20 protein-coding genes are annotated in these 22,790 nt (G+C 38.9%); 15 read left to right on the forward strand and 5 right to left on the reverse strand.

The window, feature by feature from the left end:
* Positions 1-283: 283 nt before the first annotated feature.
* The 4 genes from U0R11_RS11300 to U0R11_RS11315 are packed head-to-tail and all read right to left on the reverse strand — an operon-like array spanning position 284 to position 5,439.
* A complete protein-coding gene (locus U0R11_RS11300; protein WP_406751785.1) occupies positions 284-1,711 on the reverse strand; it encodes an ATP-binding cassette domain-containing protein in 1,428 nt (475 codons plus the stop codon).
* Position 1,712: 1 nt separating this feature from the next.
* Positions 1,713-3,620, reverse strand: a complete 1,908-nt coding sequence (gene acs, locus U0R11_RS11305; protein WP_406751786.1) for an acetate--CoA ligase — start codon at positions 3,618-3,620, stop codon at positions 1,713-1,715.
* A gap of 18 nt (positions 3,621-3,638) precedes the next feature.
* Complete coding sequence (locus U0R11_RS11310; protein WP_109322643.1) at positions 3,639-3,857, reverse strand: DUF6814 family protein; 219 nt, start codon at positions 3,855-3,857, stop codon at positions 3,639-3,641.
* Position 3,858: 1 nt separating this feature from the next.
* The gene (locus U0R11_RS11315; protein WP_406751787.1) at positions 3,859-5,439 is read right to left on the reverse strand and encodes an MFS transporter; all 1,581 of its coding nucleotides are present in this window, start codon (positions 5,437-5,439) and stop codon (positions 3,859-3,861) included.
* Between the two features lie 144 nt (positions 5,440-5,583).
* Between U0R11_RS11315 and U0R11_RS11320 the strand changes: the two genes are divergently transcribed.
* On the forward strand, positions 5,584-7,128 hold the full coding sequence (locus U0R11_RS11320) for a serine hydrolase domain-containing protein (RefSeq protein WP_406751788.1): 1,545 nt from the start codon (positions 5,584-5,586) through the stop codon (positions 7,126-7,128).
* A 122-nt stretch (positions 7,129-7,250) separates the two neighbouring features.
* Complete coding sequence (locus tag U0R11_RS11325) at positions 7,251-8,279, forward strand: sugar phosphate isomerase/epimerase family protein (protein WP_406751789.1); 1,029 nt, start codon at positions 7,251-7,253, stop codon at positions 8,277-8,279.
* Between the two features lie 872 nt (positions 8,280-9,151).
* On the opposite strand, the gene U0R11_RS11330 is transcribed toward U0R11_RS11325, so the two are convergent.
* Positions 9,152-9,985 (reverse strand): NAD(P)H-hydrate dehydratase, encoded by an 834-nt coding sequence (locus U0R11_RS11330; protein WP_406751791.1) that lies wholly within the window; start codon positions 9,983-9,985, stop codon positions 9,152-9,154.
* Between the two features lie 108 nt (positions 9,986-10,093).
* Between U0R11_RS11330 and U0R11_RS11335 the strand changes: the two genes are divergently transcribed.
* The 13 genes from U0R11_RS11335 to U0R11_RS11395 all read left to right on the forward strand — a co-directional run bounded on the left by U0R11_RS11335 (position 10,094) and on the right by U0R11_RS11395 (position 21,647).
* A complete protein-coding gene (locus U0R11_RS11335) occupies positions 10,094-11,740 on the forward strand; it encodes a carboxylesterase/lipase family protein (RefSeq protein WP_406751792.1) in 1,647 nt (548 codons plus the stop codon).
* A gap of 38 nt (positions 11,741-11,778) precedes the next feature.
* Positions 11,779-12,825, forward strand: coding sequence for a Gfo/Idh/MocA family oxidoreductase (locus U0R11_RS11340; protein WP_406751793.1), 1,047 nt, complete (start codon positions 11,779-11,781; stop codon positions 12,823-12,825).
* Between the two features lie 4 nt (positions 12,826-12,829).
* Positions 12,830-13,471: a Crp/Fnr family transcriptional regulator gene (locus U0R11_RS11345; protein ID WP_406751794.1), complete on the forward strand. Its 642-nt coding sequence runs from the start codon at positions 12,830-12,832 to the stop codon at positions 13,469-13,471.
* Between the two features lie 197 nt (positions 13,472-13,668).
* The gene (locus tag U0R11_RS11350) at positions 13,669-15,063 is read left to right on the forward strand and encodes an OprD family outer membrane porin (RefSeq protein ID WP_406751795.1); all 1,395 of its coding nucleotides are present in this window, start codon (positions 13,669-13,671) and stop codon (positions 15,061-15,063) included.
* Between the two features lie 744 nt (positions 15,064-15,807).
* A complete protein-coding gene (locus U0R11_RS11355; protein WP_406751796.1) occupies positions 15,808-16,629 on the forward strand; it encodes a sulfite exporter TauE/SafE family protein in 822 nt (273 codons plus the stop codon).
* Positions 16,630-16,677: 48 nt separating this feature from the next.
* Positions 16,678-18,096 (forward strand): MBL fold metallo-hydrolase, encoded by a 1,419-nt coding sequence (locus U0R11_RS11360; protein ID WP_406751797.1) that lies wholly within the window; start codon positions 16,678-16,680, stop codon positions 18,094-18,096.
* A gap of 2 nt (positions 18,097-18,098) precedes the next feature.
* Positions 18,099-18,380 (forward strand): rhodanese-like domain-containing protein, encoded by a 282-nt coding sequence (locus U0R11_RS11365; RefSeq protein WP_406751798.1) that lies wholly within the window; start codon positions 18,099-18,101, stop codon positions 18,378-18,380.
* Between the two features lie 4 nt (positions 18,381-18,384).
* On the forward strand, positions 18,385-18,636 hold the full coding sequence (locus U0R11_RS11370) for a hypothetical protein (RefSeq protein ID WP_406751799.1): 252 nt from the start codon (positions 18,385-18,387) through the stop codon (positions 18,634-18,636).
* Positions 18,611-18,820 (forward strand): DUF6132 family protein, encoded by a 210-nt coding sequence (locus U0R11_RS11375; RefSeq protein ID WP_166375677.1) that lies wholly within the window; start codon positions 18,611-18,613, stop codon positions 18,818-18,820. The genes U0R11_RS11370 and U0R11_RS11375 overlap by 26 nt, the downstream gene beginning before the upstream one ends.
* A 125-nt stretch (positions 18,821-18,945) precedes the next feature.
* On the forward strand, positions 18,946-19,509 hold the full coding sequence (locus U0R11_RS11380; protein WP_406751800.1) for a YeeE/YedE family protein: 564 nt from the start codon (positions 18,946-18,948) through the stop codon (positions 19,507-19,509).
* Positions 19,510-19,577: 68 nt separating this feature from the next.
* Positions 19,578-20,024 carry a DUF6691 family protein gene (locus tag U0R11_RS11385; protein ID WP_406751869.1) on the forward strand — a complete coding sequence of 149 codons (447 nt, stop codon included), beginning with the start codon at positions 19,578-19,580 and terminating at the stop codon, positions 20,022-20,024.
* A 285-nt stretch (positions 20,025-20,309) separates the two neighbouring features.
* Entirely contained in the window at positions 20,310-21,041 is a 732-nt protein-coding gene (locus U0R11_RS11390; protein ID WP_406751801.1) for a hypothetical protein, read from the forward strand.
* 18 nt (positions 21,042-21,059) lie between these two features.
* The gene (locus tag U0R11_RS11395) at positions 21,060-21,647 is read left to right on the forward strand and encodes a hypothetical protein (protein ID WP_406751802.1); all 588 of its coding nucleotides are present in this window, start codon (positions 21,060-21,062) and stop codon (positions 21,645-21,647) included.
* Positions 21,648-22,790 lie beyond the last annotated feature (1,143 nt).

Genomic DNA, 22,790 nt, shown 5'->3' on the forward strand with positions numbered 1-22,790 from the left:
AAAAAGGAGTAGCATGATGGGATTAATGAATTGAGAGATAGGTAGTTTGGGTTGGGTAGGAATTAGGGGTGAGGTGAGGTGAGGTGAGGTGAGGTGAGGTGGGTGAGGTGAGGTGAGGTGAGGTGAGGTGAGGTGAGGCTAGATTTGACAACTTTTAAAAAGTTGTCAAATCTAAGTGTCAAATCTAAGTGTCAAACCTAATTGTCAATGTCAAATCTAATCCTCAACCACCAAAATCCCCATGAATATCTTGATAATCCAAATCAATTTACTGATAAATAGACTAAACCATTCTCTTTCTTTGGGTGACACAGCTAGGTACATCATGCTCATAATGAGAAACATATAGTAAGGTGAATTCGTCTTGTTCTGACATAAAGTCCAACAATTCTTTGACATGCTGTATTTGATTTTGATCCAAGCCCTGACACGGTTCATCCAATATCAATAAGGGAGGATTCTTCACTAAGGCCCGGGTCAATAATACCAATCGCTGTTCTCCAGTCGAGATCTGTTGGAAATTCCTTTCACACAAATGCGCCAATCCCATCACTTCCATCCATGCCTCCACCCTTCCGCTTTGGTCCACACTCATTCTCTTACCCAAACCCATGATGTCAAATAATCCAGATGATATGACCTCCCTCACAGTACCCGGTGCTCGAAAATACAAATGCAATTCCGGACTTACATAACCTATGCGTTTCTTGATATCCCAAATACTTTCGCCACTGCCTCGTTTCTTATCAAATAAGACCAAGTTTTGAGCATAAGCCTGTGGATTATCCGCCGAAATCAAACTTAACATAGTGGATTTTCCTGCTCCATTTGGTCCAGAAATCAACCATTTATCACCTTGCTTTACTTCCCAATTAAATCCTGTCAAAACTACCTTTTCTCCGTACTTAACCTGTACATCCTTCATTTGAATGACCCATTGGAATGGAGGGAATTCTTCTTTGCTGCGAATTAATACCTTCAATTTATCTTTCCAATCATCTATGCTAGTTTTGAAAAACTGCATTTTCTGATGCTCATAAGCTTGCTTGTCTCCTTGCCAAATAGATTGCCCAGCCTCTAATACCATGACATGAGTCACCGTTTCAGGTAATTCCATGGCTGAACTAATCAAAATAAAATGAATGCCTAATGGGGCTAATTTGGTCAAGCAATGACTTAAAATAGCACGACCTTCCACATCCAAACCCAAAAATGGATTGTCTAATATCAGCCAATCGGGTTGTTTTAATAAGGCCTTCACCAATTGCAATCGCTTATTTTCACCATTAGACAGTTGAATCAAGGGCTTGTTGGCCAATTCTGTTAAATGAAAGACATCTAACCACACATTAATTGCATCAGAATCTTCTTCTGCCAGCTCTTCCAAAATGGTATAAGCATCATCTGAATCTTGTGAATTAAAGCGCTGCTGTAGATAAAAATCAGAAACATTGCTACGGTTCTTAAAGCGATGCTGCTGCTCAATCCAGTACACTTTTGAGCTAGGTGCTCCATCTTGGAAAAAGCTAACTGTTCCTTTACGAAACAATCTCCCAGTCAAGGCTTTCGCTAAAGTCGTTTTTCCTGCACCCATCGAACCAACAATAGCCCAATGTTGCCCCTCCAATACTTGAAAGCTAATATCACTCAACACTTGAGCACTCCCGTAAGAAGCACTCAAATATTGAATATCGGCTAAAATCTTTGACATACTAAAGCCTCTCCTCCTTGATTTTGTCCACAACTGAAGGATCTAATAAAGTGGACGTATCACCCAAATTATTGATATCTCCTTCCGCTATTTTTCGCAAAATCCGGCGCATGATTTTTCCTGAACGTGTCTTAGGTAAACCCGTCACAAATTGAATTTTATCGGGTCTGGCAATGGCTCCAATAATCTGACTAACAGTAGCCGCGATGTCTTTACGTGCCATCACAGGATCTTTGGGCGTTGAAGCCATTATGACATAAGCATAAATTCCTTGCCCTTTGATATCGTGAGGGTATCCCACCACGGCTGATTCAATGACATCCGTAAACATATTGATGGCATTTTCTACTTCAGCCGTCCCAATGCGATGGCCAGAAATATTCATGACATCATCTACTCGACCGGTAATGCGGTAATACCCACCCTCGTCGCGCATACAACCATCACCCGTAAAATACAGGTTCTCATAAGTAGCAAAATAGTTGGTCCGACAACGCTCGTGATCTCCATAAGTCGTGCGTAAAATTCCAGGCCAAGGGAACTTGATACAAAGATTTCCTGAAACACCATTACCTATTATTTCCTCCCCTTTTTCATCGACCAAAATGGGCTGCACTCCCGGTAATGGTAATGTCGCATAACATGGTTTAGTCGGAGTAATATTCGCTAATGGAGAAATCAAAATACCTCCCGTTTCGGTTTGCCACCAAGTATCCACGATCGGACAATTGCCTTTTCCAATATGTTCATTATACCAATTCCAAGCCTCCTCATTAATCGGTTCTCCTACCGATCCCAATACGCGTAAACTACTTAAATCTTTGTCTTTGACATAATCCAAGCCAAATTGCATTAAGGAACGAATTGCTGTAGGAGCTGTATATAAAATATTGACATCATGTTTATCTACAATATCCCAAAAACGACCCGCATCTGGGTAAGTCGGAATACCTTCAAAAATCAAACTAGTTGCTCCCTGAATCAATGGTCCATAAACGATGTAAGAATGACCTGTAATCCAACCAATATCTGCGGTACAGAAATACATTTCCCCTGGCTGATATTGAAAAATATTTTGAAAAGTATATGCCGTAAAGACCATATAGCCTCCACATGTATGCACCACACCCTTGGGCTTACCTGTTGAACCTGAAGTATATAGGATAAACAAAGGATCTTCAGCATCCATTTCTTCGGCTGTACAATCCGTCAATCCTAAGCTACGCATACGATCCATTTCTGAGTTCCAAAAAAGATCGCGGCCTTTGATCATGCTTACGGGTGACATAGACCTCTCCAATACAATCACCTTTTTCACACATGGACAAGAGATAATGGCCTCGTCCATGATATGTTTTAGGAAAATCTCTTTATTGCCCCGATGTGAACCATCGGCAGTAATGACCATGGAACATTGTGCATCTTGAATACGGTCGGCAATAGACTGTGCCGAAAATCCTCCAAAAACCACCGAATGAATCGCACCAATACGCGCACAAGCTAAAACCGCTATGGCCAATTCAGGCACCATAGGCATGTACAAACAAATCCTATCCCCTTTCTTAGCTCCATTTTGTTTCAGTACTTGGGCAAAGGTGCAAACTTCTCGATGCAATTCTCGATAAGTATAAGTTCTATTCGCTTCATTGGGTTCATTGGACTCCCACACGATGGCAGGCTGATCAGCTTTATCGGCTAAATGTCGATCTAAGCAGTTTTCAGTAATGTTCAAAGTAGCACCTTGATACCACGCTATTTTAGGCTCTTTGAAATTCCAATCTAATACTTTATTCCATTTTTTCTTCCAAACAAAATTTTCAGCTATTTCACCCCAAAAACCCTCTGGGTTTTCGACACTATATTGGTACGCTTTTTCGTATTCTTCAAAATTTTCTACTTGTAATTTCATGCGGATTTTGTTTTTAATCTATAATTCATATTCGTTTTGTAAGGCATAGAGACCAAATACACACATCCCACCGGTGATGATGGGTGATAATATAAAGGTGTAGATGATGGCAGGAACTAAACTCTCCATGTCACCTTTCGCAAACAAGGGAATCGCTTGCTCAACAATCAAAAAATAGGCTGCGGCAATTCCCAATAGGATCCAAATGGCTCCAGCTATACGTCTAATGTTATTCATCTCAATCATTGATCTCTCGATCTTTTCCGTTAATGTATAATAATCCAATCACAAAACAGACCCCACCTATGATGATAGGATACCATAAACCTTCTAAATAAGGCTTTGCATAAGGCAGGCTTTGTCCTGCTGCTGCGGCAACTTCATTCGCTGTATTCGCTTTGGCAGCCAAATAAGTAGCTACCGCAGGAAGTAATCCACCAAAGATACCATTCCCTATGTGGTATGGTAAAGACATAGATGTATATCGAATGGCCGTAGGAAACATTTCAACCAAGAAAGCGGCGATAGGTCCATACACCATGGTAACATACAATACTTGTATAAAAACAAGCAATATCAACATCCAAAATGCATGCTGACCCACGTGTACTGTTTTTTTCAATACTGCTTTTTCTCTTTGAATGGATGGCAAATGAGACACTTTTTCTGTCTTTTCCTCCAATAATTGGGTTCCATCCGTATAACTATAAATGGTGCGCGTCACCTTAGATAAGGTTACGGTTCCATCAATCATGTGATAATCCGTATGAACTTGACGTGAATTCACTTTCTCGGTCTTTAAATTGACATCGGCTAGCTCATACATGGCCTGATATATAGGGCGATAGGTACAAATAGCAATGAGCATACCTGCCAACATGATACCTTTACGACCAATCTTATCGGATAACCATCCAAAAAATATAAAGAATCCCGTACCTGCTGCTAAAGAAATAGCAATAATGTAATTGCTTTGTTCAAACTCAATATTCGCTACTTTTTGAAGAAATGAAAGGGCATAAAATTGGCCCGTATACCAAACAACTCCTTGCCCCATGGTAGCCCCAAAGAGAGCTAAAAGCACAAACTTGAAATTCAATTTCTTTCCAAAAGATTCTTTCAAGGGATTCGCTACAATCTTGCCCTCTTGTTTAGCTTGGGCAAACAAGGGAGATTCATCCATGTTTTTACGGATGAAATACGAAATCCCAACCATCACAATAGAAATCAAAAAAGGAATTCGCCAGCCCCAATCATTGAATGATTCTAGACTCATCGACTTCTTGGTGGCTAAAATCACTAACAAAGAAATGAATAAACCCAAGGAAGCGGTCGTTTGAATCCAGGCTGTCCTTAGACCTCGTTTATTAGGTTCTGCATGCTCTGCTACATAGGTAGCTGCCCCTCCATATTCTCCTCCCAAGGCTAATCCTTGTAATAAACGTAAGGTTAACACCAAGATGGGAGCTAAAAAGCCAATACTAGAATAAGAAGGGATTAAACCAATGGCAAACGTGGAAAAACCCATGATTAAAAGGGTTACCAAGAAGGTGTATTTTCGTCCTAATAAATCCCCTAAACGACCAAAGAATAAGGCGCCAAAAGGCCGTACGACAAAACCAGCAGCAAAGGTGGCTAAGGTGGACAAAAAGGCGGCTGTAGGATTATCCGAAGGAAAAAACTTAGTGGCTATGATGACGGACAAACTCCCAAAAATATAGAAATCGTACCATTCAATCAATGTACCTACGGAAGAGGCGGCAATTACTTTACGCAATTTATTTCCATCAAAGCTCTCGCTTTTTTCATGCTGTAACATAGTTGTATTCATAGGTTGATATCCATGTCTTAGCCCCACACCACCTCTCCATAAAACATGAAAGTCTAAATTACTGATAATTTCATTATTTTTAGAAATCTTTAGACAATAGAATTGTAAAAAATCACTCCATACCAATTAACCATGAAAAAATTAACGCTGTTTATTTACATTATCGGGATTTGGTGTCTCAGTATTGGTCAAAACCTAGCACAAAGCTTAGGTAGAAGTACACCCGAGGCTGAGGGCGTTTCTTCTGTGGCCATCGAACAATTCATTGATTCTTTTGATGCCAAAAAACACGAATTACATTCGGTCATGATCCTTCGGCACGGAAAAGTCATTGCAGAAGCTTGGTGGAGTCCTTATGCAGCCAATTTGAAACACAGCATGTATTCCGTATCAAAAAGCTGGACTTCCACAGCTATCGGTTTTGCTGTTTCTGAGAAAAAAATTCAAGTGAGTGATAAAGTCATGAAATATTTCCCTGAATATAGCGAGCTAGCCAATAAGCCCTATATCGCAGATTTGACCATTCAAAACCTATTAACCATGTCAGTTGGGCATGAAGTAGAACCCTTGCGCGGAGTGGTAGCCACACAGAATGATTGGGTAAAAGGATTCCTCTCAGCCAATATTGCACATCAACCCGGCACTAAATTCTTGTACAATACCTTAGCTACTTACATGCTTTCTGCCATCATTCAAAAAGTAAGTGGACAAAAAGTAGTGGATTACTTAGGCCCTCGCCTATTCAAACCCTTGGGTATACAAGGAGTGGATTGGGAAGTGGATCCCAAAGGCATCAATACAGGCGGCTGGGGAATTCGAGTGAAAACAGAAGATATGGCTAAGCTGGGGCAATTATACCTCCAACAAGGTAAATGGAAAGGAAAGCAAATACTTCCTGCTGCTTGGATCACTGAGGCTACTTCCAAACATATCGACCAAGATCCTAGTGCAAGTACTGAGAAAAGAGCCAATTCCGACTGGCTACAAGGATATGGATATCAGTTTTGGCGCTGTAGAAATGGGGCATTTAGAGCTGATGGAGCCTATGGACAATACATCGTGATGATGCCGGAACAGGATGCTGTAGTTATCATCACCTCAGAATCGCATGAATTACAAGATGATCTAAACATGGTTTGGAAGCATTTACTTCCTGCCTTTGAGAAAAAACCTTTAGCTCCAAACATGGCAGCGCAAAGCCATTTAAAAAACAAACTAACTCATTTAGAATTAACTGCTCCCACTCAAGACAAAGCCATTTCATCTTCAACCTGGAGTAATCCGTCGGTTCAGTTAGAAAAGAATGCACTGAATATAGAGCAAATTGGATTTCAGTTTGAGGGAGAAAAATTAAACCTTCAATTAACGGACAACAAGCAACAAAAGCACCTAATCCCAGCTGGACATGGAACTTGGGCAATGACAAGTACAGAAATGCCCGGGCCTTATTTATTAAGAGCTGCTAAGGCGAATTTAGAAGGTCAATCACCTTTTAAAGTAGCATCATCTTACCGCTGGATAAATCAAAACACGCTGGAAATCACCTTGCGTTTTTATGAGAGTCCTCACCATTGGGTTTGGACTTGTCAATTAGACCAGGGTCAATTCAAGATGGACATTAAAAACTCATTCGATCGACTAAATACGATCAAAGTAAGCGGTAATCTGAAACTTTAACCTACGTAATCCCCTACTCGTCGCAAAATAGGGAATGCCGTATAAGAATATTGAAAACTTTTTATAACATTGTACAATAGCAAAATTATTGCAAACAAAGATTCCATTTAAATCGTATATCTATGTCAACTCATTTACCAAAAAACTCATCTCGTCGTCAATTTTTACTTTCGGGATCCTTGGCCACGATGGGCCTATTTTTGGCAGGAAAAGCCAATGCTTCTTCCTTACTCTTAGCCGCTAAACCAGATTCAAAATTTGCTGGTGTACAAATTGGAGCTATTACATATTCCTACCGCAGTTTACCAGGTAGTATCGAGCAAGTATTGCAATATTGCATCGACAGTAACATTTCTGCCATTGAATTAATGGGTGATGCGGCTGAGGATTTTGCAGGAAAGCCTAAAAACCCAAATCCAAGACCCATGATGGGTCCTCCAACTCCTGGCCAAGCACGTCCACAAATGACGGATGAGCAAAGAGCTAAAATGGCAGCTTATCAAAAAGAAGTAGCAGAATGGAGAGCATCTGTTTCTATGGATAAGTTCAAAGAAGTGAAAAAAATGTTTGATAAAGCAGGTATTGATATTTATGCCTTCAAACCGAATGCTTTAGGACCAAACAATACTGACGCAGAAGTAGAATATGCATTAAAAGCGGCAAAGGCTTTAGGAGCAAAATCGGTAACGATTGAATTACCAACAGATCCTGCACAATCGCAGCGTTTAGGTGATTTAGGAGCTAAGCATAAAATGTACATTGGCTATCACTTACACACTACAGCTACTGATACAGCTTGGGATGTTGCCTTAGGCCAGTCGCCATACAACTCCATGAACTTGGATTGCGGTCACTACATCGCAGCAGGAGGAAATAACACAACGGCTAGTTTATTGAAATTAATCGAATCCAAAGCTGATCGTATTACTTCCATGCACATTAAGGATAGAAAGAACAAAGACAATGGTGGTCAAAATCAAGTTTGGGGACAAGGAAATACGCCTTTGAAAGAGATTCTTACCTTGATGAAAGAGAAAAAATACAAATTCCCAGCTACCATCGAATTAGAATATGATATCCCTGCTGGTTCTGATCCAGTTTCAGAAGTTAAAAAATGTGTTGCTTACGCAAAAAACATTTTAGTAGGATAGAATCAACATCTGGAATGATAAATTATAAGTTATAATTTATGAATTAAGGTCGAAGATTTCTATTAGGTTAATCTAAGATTTTGATCATTGTTATTTGAATTTAAAAGGTGAATAAAATGTACGTTTTATTCACCTTTTTTTATTTAAATGATACAGACTATTCGTTTGAAAGATAACTTTGATGCTTTTGTTCCAATCTTTCGTTGGGATTAACCGTTCAATGTAGATTTTAAAATGAAGAATTTTATGAGAACGAAACTAACGTCGTTCAGCACGAGCGAAAGTTGATGAGCGAAGCGGTAGACGAGGTTTTGACCTCAGCATTGGCGATGCGCGTCGGCGTCAAAAATATAGGCGATAGCGTAGTGAATCACGGTTTCGCGAAGCGAAATTCGCCTTTGCTGAACGACATAAAAGAAGTTTTTTTGTTTCTTTTTTTTCAAAAAAAGAAATGCATCGATATAAGCTGAAACGTAGTGTCATTTTGAAAAAGCAAGAGCTCCTCTTGCAGAATAGCTTATCTTAATATCAAATTCTTATGGTCTTTCTTTTTTTTCATAAAAAAAGAAACAAAAAAAAAAAGACGGTTAATCCTAAGTCGAATTCCGCTTTGCGGAACCGATTGTCACTTCAAATACGGATGTTAAAATGTAGAATACTACATCCATTTATAATTTATAATTCATCATTTACAATTTCCTTGCCGCTTCGCTCCAGCTCCGATCCAAACTTTCGTTGGGATTAACCGTTCAATGTAGAATGAAGAATTTTATGAGAACTAGAATAACCAGCTGTTCAACATATTCACCTCACTACTTTTCGGTATAAACCTCAGGGTAATGTCGGACCCCAAAATAAGAAGTGATTTATAATTATAAATTAATTTCCTTCAGCATCTCAATCAAATCACCCGCAATCAAACTGGATTTGGAATGGGTACTAGCGTACAAGTCACCCGCCAATCCATGGTAATAGACTCCTAAGCAAGTCGCCAAACCTGGAGCATAAGATTGCGCTGCCAAAGAAGCAATGATGCCAGCCAGTACATCTCCACTCCCAGCGGTAGCCATTCCATCATTTCCAGTACTATTCATCCATACCTTAGCATCCGAGGTAAAAACATGAGAATTTTTGCCCTTGACCACCAACTGAACTGGATAGTGATGGACAAATTTTTGTGCTTCCTCTAATGCAGATTCAGCATCAACTGTTTTTCCTACAAGTCTACTCAATTCTCCCAAATGAGGGGTTAAAATATGATTCTCACGTAGCAATGCATACCATTCAGGATGTTGTGCTAGTAAGGTTAAGCCATCTGCATCAATCACCGTGGGAGATTTAACATGTTCCAATAAATAATGTAGTTCTTCCGCAGAAGACTCGCTCAAACCTAGCCCTGGTCCAAAAACAATGGCAGAATTCTCTTCCTGCCAAGGCAAATTTGCTAGCACAGATTTACCCCCATTAATTTCGTACATAATTTCCGGACTATTGGCTAACAAGGGTATCACTCCTTCCTGAGGAATAATGGCCGTTACTAAACCACAACCTGCCCTTAAGGCTGCTCGAGAGCATAATATGGAGGCCCCCAAGGTCCCTTCACTCCCGGCAATTACCCAGACATGACCAAAGCTTCGCTTATGGCCATCCAATGCTCTTTCTTTCCGGTGGCTTTGCACCCAATCTTCTTGCAGGATCTTTACCATTTTTATTCTATTTTATCGTCAAATAATAAAATTTATAGCCAAATTTGCAATTCTAACAATCGAGAACTACTATTGTAACAAACCGATACAATAAAGAATTTTATACACATGAAAAGAATCTTACAACTAGCTGCGGGCTGCCTTTTCAGCCTTTCCCTATTAAGTATGCATGCACAAGGACCCAAAAACTCCTATGGTATCGATGTACAAGTAAAAACCAAAAACGGAACTGTAGAAGGTGAACTTGACACTCGTTCAAAAATCGTTAGTTTCAAAGGCATTCCATTTGCTCAAGCTCCAGTAGGAGAATTGCGCTGGAAAGCTCCCCAAGAACCTAAATCTTGGAACGGAGTATTGCAAGCTAAACAATTTGGTCCAAAAGCGGTACAAACTCCCATCTTTGGTGATATGGGATTCCGCAGCAATGGCATGAGCGAAGATTGCTTATACTTAAACGTTTGGACTCCTAAAGTGGAATCAGGAGCTAAATTACCTGTATTGGTATATTTTTATGGTGGCGGTTTTATGGCTGGAGATGGATCTGAGCCTCGCTACGATGGAGAATCCATGGCAAAAAAAGGCGTAGTTTCTGTAACCATCAACTACCGTTTGAACCTTTTTGGTTTCTTTTCTCATCCAGAATTAACGCAAGAGTCTCCCAATAAAGCCTCAGGAAATTATGGGTACGTGGACATGGTGGCTGCATTAAAATGGGTGAAAGCGAACATTGCATATTTCGGAGGTGATCCCAATCACGTAACCATTGCTGGTGAATCAGCTGGCTCCATAGCCGTTTCCGCACAAATGGCCTCTCCTTTAGCGAAAGGCTTATTCCAAGGTGCTATCGGTGAAAGTGGCGCTTGGTTAAGCAATACCTTAGCACCCATGAGCCTAAAAGATTCAGAAAAATATGGAGCAGATTGGGTTAAGAAAATTGGAGCTACTTCCTTGAAAGAATTGAGAGCTTTGTCGACATACGAATTATACCAAAAAATGGTAGATTCTAAGACCTTAAGCTTCCCAGGTAATATTGATGGTTATTTCATGCCAAAGAACGTTCGTGAGATTTTTGAAGCTGGAGAGCAATCCCAAGTGCCTTTATTATTGGGTTGGAATTCCGAAGAAATGAACTACCGTGCCATTACCAAAGGAAAAGCCCCTAGCCCCGAAGTATTCACTGACGTGGTTAAAGAATTGTACAAAGACAAAGCAGAACAAATTTTGCAACTATACCCAGCCAAAACAGCCGAAGAAGCAGAGCAATCTGCTACAGACTTAGCCGGAGATCGTTTCTTAGGTTTCTCAACTTGGAAATGGTTTGATTTACATCGCAGACATAGCCAACAAGCTGTATATCGCTATTATTTCGCTCGTCCTAGACCTGATATGGCTCAAAAAGACGTAGAAGCAGCACTTGCTGGTGGTGTAGTAAAAAGAGATCCCAATGCACCCAAAGCCCCTAAACCAAAAGGTGCCGTTCACTCAGCTGAAATCGAATATGCATTAGGCAATTTATCGACTAATGTAACCTATGCTTGGACTCCAGAAGATTATAAAGTATCCCAAGTTATGCAGGAATACTTTGCCAATTTCATCAAAAATTGGAACCCGAATGGAGGAAATTTAGCGAATTGGCCAGCTGCAAAAATTGAGGCTAAACCAGAATTGATGCTATTTGATGTAGAATCTAAAGTTATTCGTGGCGAAAAAGATGCCCGATATGAATTTTTGGATCAAGATTCAGGTAAAAAATAAATTGCTTATTTTTACTTAATCTAACGTAAACCTATCACATGCAATCGAACATATTTCACACGGCCATACTTTCTTACGGAATGTCTGGTCGTGTTTTTCATGCCCCTTTCTTAGCAACTCATCCTGGATTTCATTTAGTAGGATGCTGGGAAAGATCTCAAAAAAACATTCAATTGAGGTATCCAGCATTGGTTAGTTATGATTCTCTCGAAGAAGTCTTAGCCAATGTTCAAATCCAATTAGTGGTAGTCAATACCCCCATTGCTACGCACTTTGACTATACATTAAAGTGTTTGGAAGCTGGAAAACATGTTTTAGTAGAAAAGTGCTTTACCCGCACCGCAGAAGAAGCCATTCTATTAAAAACGGCTATGGAAAAAGCTGGCAAGCAATTATTTGTCTTTCAAAACCGTCGCTGGGATTCTGATTTTCTGACCGTAAAAAAAGTAAAAGAATCTGGTGTTTTGGGCGAATTAGTCGAAGCAGAATTCCATTATGATCGTTTCGACGGAAATCTTTCTTACAAGGCACACAAAGAAATTGCAGGTGTAGGTGTTGGCGTCGTTACCGATTTAGGTCCACACATCATAGACCAAGCCATTTCCTTATTTGGTATGCCAGAGCGTGTATTTGCGGATTTACGTAAAACGAGAAAAAACACGCAAGTAGATGATTACTTTGAAATTCTACTGTATTACCCAGATTTACGTGTTCGTTTGAAGGCAGGATATTTTGTCAAAATGCCTATTCCTTCTTTTCAATTGCACGGTAAACAAGGTAGTTTTTTAAAGAATCGTTCAGATCGACAAGAAGCTGATTTACAGTTAGCTATACTTCCAAATTCTCCCAATTGGGGACAAGATTCCGAACAGGATTTTGGTCAAATTTGGATAGACGGAGAAGATAAACCACGTGCTATTCCATCAGAAACGGGCAATTACATGGCTTTCTTTGAAAATGTATATCAAACCCTTTTAGGGAACGAAAAACCTGCCGTATCTGTTGAAGATGGAATTCGTAGTATGCGCATCGTAGATGCAGCCTATGAAAGTAATCGTCAACAAGCTATCATCTCGCTTTCTTAATATTATGGCAACAGCTAGCAATACTCAGAGATTATTCCAACAATTTGAGCCTGAATTATTAAAAAAAGTACAGCAGGTAGGATTAGTTCGCAAATTTAAAGCGGAGGATTATTTGATGCAAACGGGTCAACAAATTCGATCAGCTGTTTTGGTATTGGATGGCGTTGTCAAAGTATTTCGAGAAGACGAAGATGGCAATGAAGTTTTCATGTACAATCTTCACCCTGGAGAAGCTTGTGCTATTTCTATGACTTGTGCTGCTCGTCAACTTTCCAGTCAAATCATGGCCAAAGCCTTGGTGGACACGGAGGTTTTGGCTATTCCTATTGAATTAATGGACGAATGGGCCCTCAAATACCGTTCATGGTACCAATTTGTTTTAGAAACCTATCGTGCTCGTTTTGAAGAACTGTTAGATACCCTAGATCACATTGCCTTCCGAAATTTGGATGAACGCTTACTTTGGTATTTGAAACAGCACCAGAAGAGTCTAAAAAGCAATTTCATCAAAACTTCATTTACGGATATCGCATTAGAACTCAATTCTTCCCGGGAAGTCATTTCCCGCTTAATGAAAAAACTTGCCGAAAAAGGCCATGTCAAATTGCATAAGAACGAAGTGGAGATTTTACATTTGAAAATATAATTAATTATTAGGTTTTAGTTATTAGGGATTAGAATTTGGCAAGAGGTATTCAATGCTTAACAACAATACTTATAACTAAACCCTAATAACTATAATACATAAACCCTAAACCCTAATAACTACCCCCCCCCTCCTGTGATGCTTATCACGCCCAAAGCCACGGAAATGCAGGAAATTTGTGTTTTAAATAAACAAAAATGTCTGCAAAAACCATCCATTACTTGATTCTAGTCTGTTCATTATTTGTTTTACGTATTGCTCAAGCAAATTCTACGCCCGCCAGTACTTCAGATTCTAGTTCGATTTGGAATACCTTGACAAATGGGAAAATACGTCCTAACCTTCGTTATTTTTACATGAATACCGATAATGTGGGTGAGGCTTACGATGCCTACGCACATGGAATAGGATTAGGTCTTTCCTATGAAAGTGCTCCTTGGAAACATATTAGCCTAGGTATCAGTGGTCAGTGGATGTACAATATCAATGCTAGCTCTTTTGTCCCTGACGCCAAATTTCCGATACTCAACCGGTATGAAATGGGGTTATTTGATTTAATTCAACCTCAATCCATGAGTATATTAAGTCGATTAGAAAAATTATATATAGCCTATTCCATTCAAAAATCAAGCATCAAAATGGGGCGTCAAGTCATTAATACTCCATTCATCAATCCACAAGATGGAAGATTGAGGCCAACAGCAATCGCTGGAATTTGGGTTGATTGGAACAACATCCCCCAAACTAAAATAGAAGGAGGCTATATTAAGGCCATTTCACCCCGAAGTACGACACAATGGTTTGACATTGGTGAATCCATGGGAATTTATCCACAGGGTCTGAATCCAGACGGGTCTAAATCAAATTATTTGGGTAACATTAAATCACTAGGCATCGGAATGATAGGAATCACCCTAAAGCAATGGAAACCATGGAGTATTCAAGTTTGGAATATGTATGTTGACCAGGTCATGTACACTGGCATGCTACAAGCGGATGCACAATGGCCCACAAATCAAAAAAGTCAGTGGATTGCAGGAGTTCAATACATCGAACAACATGCCCTCCAACATGGAGGCAATTCCGAACCTTCTAAAACTTACATGAGCACAGGGGCCATGTCCAGAACTTTTGGCGCTAAATTAGGCTGGGAAAATAAACAGTGGAAGAGCTCCATCAATTTCAATCGAATAACGGGAGAAGGCCGCTATTTAATGCCCAGAGAATGGGGAAAAGATCCTTTCTATACGTTTATGCCTAGAGAAAGAAATGAAGGATTTGGTGATGTACAAGCTTATGTGGCCAAAATCGCCTATCAATGGAAAAAAATCCCAGTAAAAACCCAAGTAGCTCATGGTTATTTTCTCCTACCTCAAGTAAATGAATTTGCCTTAAATAAATATGCCATGCCATCTTATTCACAAAGTAATATAGAAGTAACTTTTGAGCCTAAAGGAAAATGGAAAGGATCGAGCTTTTCTCTTATCTATGTATACAAAAACGGAATGGAAAACGGAATTCTGGCCGATAAGTTCATCATCAATAAAGTGAATATGAGCCAGGTAAACTTCATTGTAAATTATAATTTATAAATGATGAATTATAAATTGTGAATGCCTGAATGACGTTGACCGTTTTATCAATTTTTGAATTCTATATTCTTCATTTTACATTCTACATTGAGAGGTTAGCTGAAGGGTCATGTTTCATAATAAGAAATGATTAAGCATAGAACTCTAAGGCATTTCTTTTTTTTCATAAAAAAAGAAACAAAAAAAACAGAAGAAAGGCGGTTAATCCTAAGACGAATTCTGCTACGCAGAACCGATTTTCTCTCCGCTTACGGCTTTAATATTTGACGCTTTAGCACATGGCCTATGCGCTGGGTCAAATATCCGCCTGCCGCTTCGCTCAAGCTACGTTCCAATCTTTCGTTGGGATTAACCGTTCAATGTAGAATGTGAAATGTAGAATTTTTGATAAAACATACCGTCGTACAGCCCTGCGAAATGTGATGAACGCAGCGGTAGACGAGGTTTTGACCTCAGCATAGGTGATGTGCGTCGGCGTCAAAAATATAGGCGATAGCGAAGTGAATCACGGTTCCGCAAAGCGGAATTCGCCTTGGCTGAACGACAAAAAAAGGAGGTTTTGGTGCAGATTTTATAATATTTAAAATGAGTTTTTAATAAGCTCAATTGTCAACCTAGTTAAGGACAAGACATTACCCCACTAATAAAAAACCCTACAAACTATTTTTCCCTCTTGTGATAAAAATCACGAATTAGGCCAAAATATTGCTTGACATTTGTATCAACAAAAAAGAAAAACACGTCATGGAAATTATTGGATACTTTGCCTCATTACTGATAGGAATCTCTCTGGGACTCATAGGTGGTGGTGGATCCATTTTGACCGTACCAGTATTGGTTTATTTATTTGGCATCAATCCTATTTTAGCCACAGCTTATTCCCTATTCATTGTGGGAGCAAGTAGTTTAGTGGGTGCGTTTCCCAAATACCAGCAAGGTTTAGTCAATTTAAAAACGGCCATCATTTTTGGTATTCCATCCATCATTTCTGTATATGCCACACGTAAGTTTATCGTTCCTTTAATTCCCACAGAAATATTCCAAATAGGGGATTTAGTAATCACCAAGTCCATATTAATGATGGTATTATTTGCCATCCTAATGGTAGCCGCCTCCATCTCCATGATTCGGGGAACCTGCGAAAATTGTGGAAAAGAAGGAACAGAGGAACTAGAAGTGAGTAAACAATCGTTTAATTACCCAATCATCTTACTAGAGGGTTCCGTGGTAGGTTTATTAACTGGATTAGTAGGTGCAGGAGGAGGATTTTTGATTATCCCGGCCTTGGTTATTTTATCCAAACTTCCGATGAAACAAGCTGTAGGAACTTCCCTACTCATCATCGCCATGAAATCTTTGATTGGTTTCACCGGTGATCTGGGTCATCAAACCATTGATTGGACATTATTATTAACCATTACAGCATTGGCCATCGGTGGAATTTTTATTGGAGATAAATTCAGTAAAAAGGTCGATAGCGATAAATTAAAAAAAGGTTTTGGTTGGTTTGTACTCATCATGGGCCTTTATATCTTAATTCAACAACTAGCATTCCCTTTAAAATAAGCAATAACTACCTTAAAACAACACATTAACAACATACTATCTAAGAAAATGAAAGTAGAACAAATTTATACCGGATGTTTAGCACAAGGTGCCTATTACATTGAAAACAATGGCGAAGCAGCCATCATCGACCCATTGCGTGAGGTAGAACCTTATATCCAAAAGGCAGAGCGTAATGGTGCCAAAATCAAGTACGTGTTTGAAACACACTTTCATGCCGACTTCGTTTCAGGACACATTGATTTATCCGCTAAAACAGGTGCACCGATCGTTTATGGACCCAATGCTGCTTGTGCCTTTGATTGTATATCTGCAACAGACGGACAAGAATTCCCTTTAGGCAATGCCACGATTCGTGTGATTCATACACCGGGTCATACCATGGAAAGTACTTGTTTTTTGTTGATCGATGAGCATGGAAAAGAAACCAGTTTATTCTCAGGAGACACTTTATTCATCGGAGATGTTGGTCGTCCGGATTTGGCTCAAAAAGTAAAGGCAGATTTAACGGAGGATATATTGGCGGGTCATTTGTTTGATTCCCTACGTAATAAAATCATGCCATTAGCAGATGATATCATCGTTTATCCAGCACATGGAGCAGGTTCAGCATGTGGAAAGAACATGAGTAAGGAAACCACGGATACTTTGGGCAATCAGAAGAAAACCAATTATGCTTTGAATCTGAATTTGACCAAAGAAGAATTCAAAAAAGAAGTATTAACCGGTTTGGTCGCTCCTCCTTCCTACTTCCCTTTAAACGTTTTGATGAACATTCAAGGATACGATAGCATTGATAAAGTATTGGAAAGAGGCCAGCATGCCCTATCACCAGAAGCCTTTGAAGTGGCTGCCAATGAAACAGGTGCCTTGGTTTTAGATACCCGTGACCCTCAGACATTCACGAAAGGATTTGTACCTAATTCCATCAACATTGGCATTGACGGATCCTTTGCTCCTTGGGTGGGTGCCATGATTCCAGACATCAAACAAGAAATCTTGTTACTCACCGATGAAGGACGTGAAGAAGAAGTGATTACACGTTTAGCCCGTGTGGGTTACGATTTTACTATCGGATTTTTAAAAGGAGGATTTGACGCGTGGAAAGCTGCTGGAAAAGAAGTGGACAGCATTGAATCCATCTCAGCCGAAGAAGTAGCGCAGCGAATTGAAGCAGGAGAAGGTGAAATTTTGGACGTGCGTAAGCATTCCGAATATTTGAGTGAGCACGTAAAAGAAGCAGAAAATGCACCATTGGACTTCATCAACGACAGCATGTTGAAGATCGACAAGAACAAAACCTATTTTGTACACTGTGCAGGAGGTTACCGTTCCATGATTTTCAACTCAACATTGAGAGCCCGTGGATACCATAACTTAATTGATGTCAATGGAGGTTTCAAAGCCATCAAAGAATCAGAGAAATTTCACATCACGGACTATGTTTGTCCATCAACTTTATTGTAATCATGAATCTACAAGAATTAATTAATAATAAGAAAACCAGTATTGTGGATGTGCGAGAAGTCGGAGAATTCATGCAAGGCCACTACGATGGAGCCATCAACATCCCCTTGGGAACCATTCCCAACCAATTGGATAAATTCAAAACGATGGACGGCCCCATCATTGTGTATTGTCGCAGTGGTAATCGCTCTGGCCTAGCCCAAACCATGTTAAAGCAAATGGGCTATCAAGAGGTTTACAATGGTGGTGCTTTGCAGGATATGTTGGTCTATGCAAACAACTAATCTAATGTGGAACACACTCAGACAACCATGGGATCTAATGCGCTTAGCTCGCCTATTAATGGGCGGCTATGCGCTATATGAGGCCATTAAAACGCAGGAAGTTTTTTTAGGACTTTTAGCTGGAATTTTATTGATCCAAGCTTTGTTTAATATTGGCTGTGGAGCACAGGGATGCGGCATCCCAACGAGTACGAAGAAATCATCCTCCAAAAACATAGAAGAACCGGAATATGAAGAAGTTCATTCAAAACCATAAATTAGCACTGATTGGCACCTTTTTGGGTGGAATTGCGGGCTATTTTTATTGGCAACAAATTGGATGTAGTACGGGCACTTGCCCACTCACTTCCAAGCCACTGAATAGTACCTTGTATTTTGCTTTTCTGGGTTATATTTTTAGTGGATTTTTCAATAATAAAAAAACAGTAAATAGTGATTAGGGTTTAGTTATTAGGGATTAGGGTTTAGGGTTTAGATATTAATTAAAGTCAAAGCTTTACTGTTCCAATATTTCAAGAACGTTCCTAATCACTAATAACTAAAAAAAGCTTACCATACTAAAACAATGATAGAAACAATTTCACAACCTTGGCCATGGTACGTGGCGGGGGCCTTAATCGGTTTTATAGTACCTGCTTTATTGCTATTGGGCAATAAGCATTTTGGCATATCGTCTAATTTAAGACATATTTGCGCGGCTTGTTTTCCAAGTAACATCCCCTTTTTCAAGTATGACTGGAAGAAAGAATCCTGGAATTTATTCTTTGTAGGAGGAATTTTATTGGGTGGATTTTTATCCGCCCAGTACCTAGGTTCCAATGAACCTATCCAAATTCATCCCGATTTAGCTCAGGAATTAGCGGCCTATGGCATCACTGATTTTTCTGGCTTAGTTCCCGTTCAGCTTTTCTCTTTTGAAGCCTTGTTTTCAGCCAAAGGATTGATCATGATGATCGGCGGAGGATTCTTAGTAGGTTTCGGTACGCGATATGCAGGTGGATGTACTTCTGGACATGCCATCATGGGTTTGAGCAATTTGCAATGGCCTTCTTTGGTAGCTACTATCTGTTTTATGGTCGGAGGATTTATCATGGCCAATTTCATTTTACCTTACATCCTTAGCCTTTAAACAACATGGAAAATAAGACAATCGTACATAGCAATCCGGCCGATTATGAAGCAAGATCATTGGATACTATGTGTATCAATGAATCGGAATTAAAGCACCCATGGTGGTATAACTTCAAGTACTTGGCTGTAGGTTTGGTTTTTGGCGTGGTATTCGTCAAAGCAGAGATCATTTCTTGGTTCAGAATACAGGAAATGTTCCGTTTACAAAGTTTTCACATGTATGGCGTGATAGGTACAGCAGTAGTCGTGGGAGCTATTTCGGTATTTTTGATCAAAAAATGGAAAGTCAAAACCATTCACGGGGAAGAGATCACTTTTGCGGATAAGAAATTCAACAAAGGTCAGATTTACGGAGGCTTGATGTTCGGCTTTGGCTGGGCGATTACTGGAGCCTGCCCAGGACCACTCTTTGCTCAATTGGGCACGGGAGTATTGTCCATCGCTGTCGTGATCTTAAGCGCCATAGCAGGTACCTGGACCTACGGATATTTCCGTGATAAACTACCGCATTAATACCCAATATATGTAAGATGATACGAAGACCATCACCGAGAGGTGGTGGTTTTTTTGTGGTATTTCACTAAAATAGTATCTAATCAATATCTTATAAAACATTTTTTCTTAGAAATAAGTAAATAGCTGATTGTATCTGTTAATGCTTACTTGATATAAATACGAAATCAAATTTTCAATGTTAAATACTGTTTGTACTCATTCTAATTATTAATTTACAAATCACCTTTATTCAGTTTTATTTTGAAAAGTGATATTTGTCTACCTTCATATTAAAAACAAGTAATGAAAAAAGTATCAATTATTACTCAGTGTGAACAACTCATTAGAGATGTCATTAATGGATTCGCCCTTAAGGACATTAAAAGACCTTTCCATGAGTATATTGTAAAGGCTTTGAAATTTAAAAAATCAAATGACTGGAATCAAATATGCAGTTTATTAGACCTATTAGGTGATACAGAAGATGCAAAAGAAAATTTCGAAAAATACGGTATAACTGGACCGACCAAATTTAAAGATAATGGAGAAATGTACTTAAGACTTTATGGAATTTTAAATTCAATTTATCTTCAAAAATCAGCTGTTATTGAATTTTTAGAATTAGTAAATATTAAAGAAAAAAAAGAATTTAAAATCATATTAAACCAAACTAAAATACTCCAAATTAGACATATTGCTGGAGCTCACACTTTAGATTTCATCTCCAATGGCATAATAACCTCTCATCAAATCGCTCAACATAGTTTAGAAAGTGGAATTATTAAGACGTTAGATTCTCTAGGGAATTTTCAAGAATTTGATTTAATTTCTCTTATTAGCGATTTTAACAAAATTGCCAATGAAATACTTATAAAGGCTACCGAAAAATTCATTTCTACAGTTTTCAAATCATCAAAAGAGAAAAAATCTTCCTTTTCAAATAAATTGAATTTGATAAAATTGCAATTTGAAGGACATTGGGTTATTGAAACAGAAGATATTATGAATCCTATTGTAGTTAAATTCTCAAAATGAAATTAATACTTATCTCATATGCTAAAAAAACACAGCTTTTTAGTAGGCATTATTGCTGCCACCGTCTTGTTAATCATGGCAACCCAATTTTATCCGGGGGGGTCTATGGCCGACAAAAATTCGGTTGGTTTTGATTGGACCCAGAATTTCATTTCCAATCTCTTTGGGGAAAAAGCCATCAATGGCCAAGATAATCCTGCTCGTTATTGGGCTTATTTAGGTATGATCTTTCTATCACTTAGTTTGACAGTATTCTTTGTTCAATTCTCCGTCAAAATACCCCATAAAGGATCAGGATTGGTAGTCCGATACCTAGGCGCTTTAGGAATGTTATTCACCTTCTTAATTGTAACATCTTACCATGATCTCATGGTGGTTTTATCCAGCACACTATTTCTAGTTTGTCTCTTCTACATCACCGTATTTATCTTTAAAACAAAGCAGCACTTTTTAAAACTCCTGTGCGTCATTTGTTTACTCATTTTCTATACTACCTTATTCCTCTACGGCGCAGGGGCATTTGACATACTACCCATCATGCAGAAATTAACTTTTGTAAGCGTCATTAGCTTAGTATTAACGCTGCAATATCGATGTACGCTTTAATCCCCTTAATACTTAATTACATTAATTCAAGCCTACATTTTTCCATTCTACATTCTTCATTTTACATTCTAAATTCCCTCTAAACCCTAATCACTAAAATTACCGTTTCGTTCATCACCTTTCGCTCGTGCTGTACGAAGGTATTTTCTATCTAAAATTCTAAATTCGAATACCTAAAACCTAATAACTAAAAGGTTAATCCCAACGAAAGATTGGAACGCAGCTTGAGCGAAGCGACAGGCGGATATTTGACCTTGCGCATAGGGCATGAGCGAAAGCGTCAAATATTAAAGCCATAAGCGGAGAGACAATCGGTTCTGCGCAGCAGAATTCGTCTTAGGATTAACCGTCTTTCTTCTGTTTTTTTGTTTCTTTTTTTATGAAAAAAAAGAAATGCCACAGAAAGTTAAGCTCCAGAAAAAGTGATGAATTCAAAAAATATATCATACTTGTCATTTAAAATCAAGCACTTTTTCGTTTCATAAATTCACATGGATTTTCTTTTTTTGAAAAAAAAGAAACAAAAAAACTTCTTTTTTTGTCGTTCAGCCAAGGCGAATTCCGCTTTGCGGAACCGTGATTCACTTCGCTATCGCCTATATTTTTGACGCCGACGCACATCGCCTATGCTGAGGTCAAAACCTCGTCTATCGCTGCGTTCATCACCTTTCGCAGGGCTGCACGACGTAATTCTCGTCCCCATAAATTCTACATTTTTCATTCTACATTCTCCCCATCTAATCCCTAAACCCTAATAACTCTTTTTGCGGGAATGCTCAACGAACTGTGTCAATGTTTAATAATCTATCTGCGAAGTTTTCTGCACCAAAGAATTTAACAATTTTCAAAATTGTCCAGTTTTTTACTAATAAACTGGACATTTGGAAAACAACATATACTTGTAATCACCTCAATTATAGTATTTTACATCGATGAAATAAAAATTACCTGTTAAGATTTTGCAATCTTGGTGATAAAATTTTAGAGTATGAGTGAATCTCAGAACATCGAATACAAACAATCTTGGCACTCAGACCATAGCCATGTTACTTATATGTCAAAAAGCATATAATCTATTTTATATGATAAAAAGCATATATTTTCTTTTATATGATAAAAAGCATATATTTCCATAAAAAATGA

The sequence above is a fragment of the Aquirufa salirivi genome, assembly GCF_045310485.1.
Classification (GTDB): Bacteria; Bacteroidota; Bacteroidia; order Cytophagales; family Spirosomataceae; genus Aquirufa; species Aquirufa salirivi.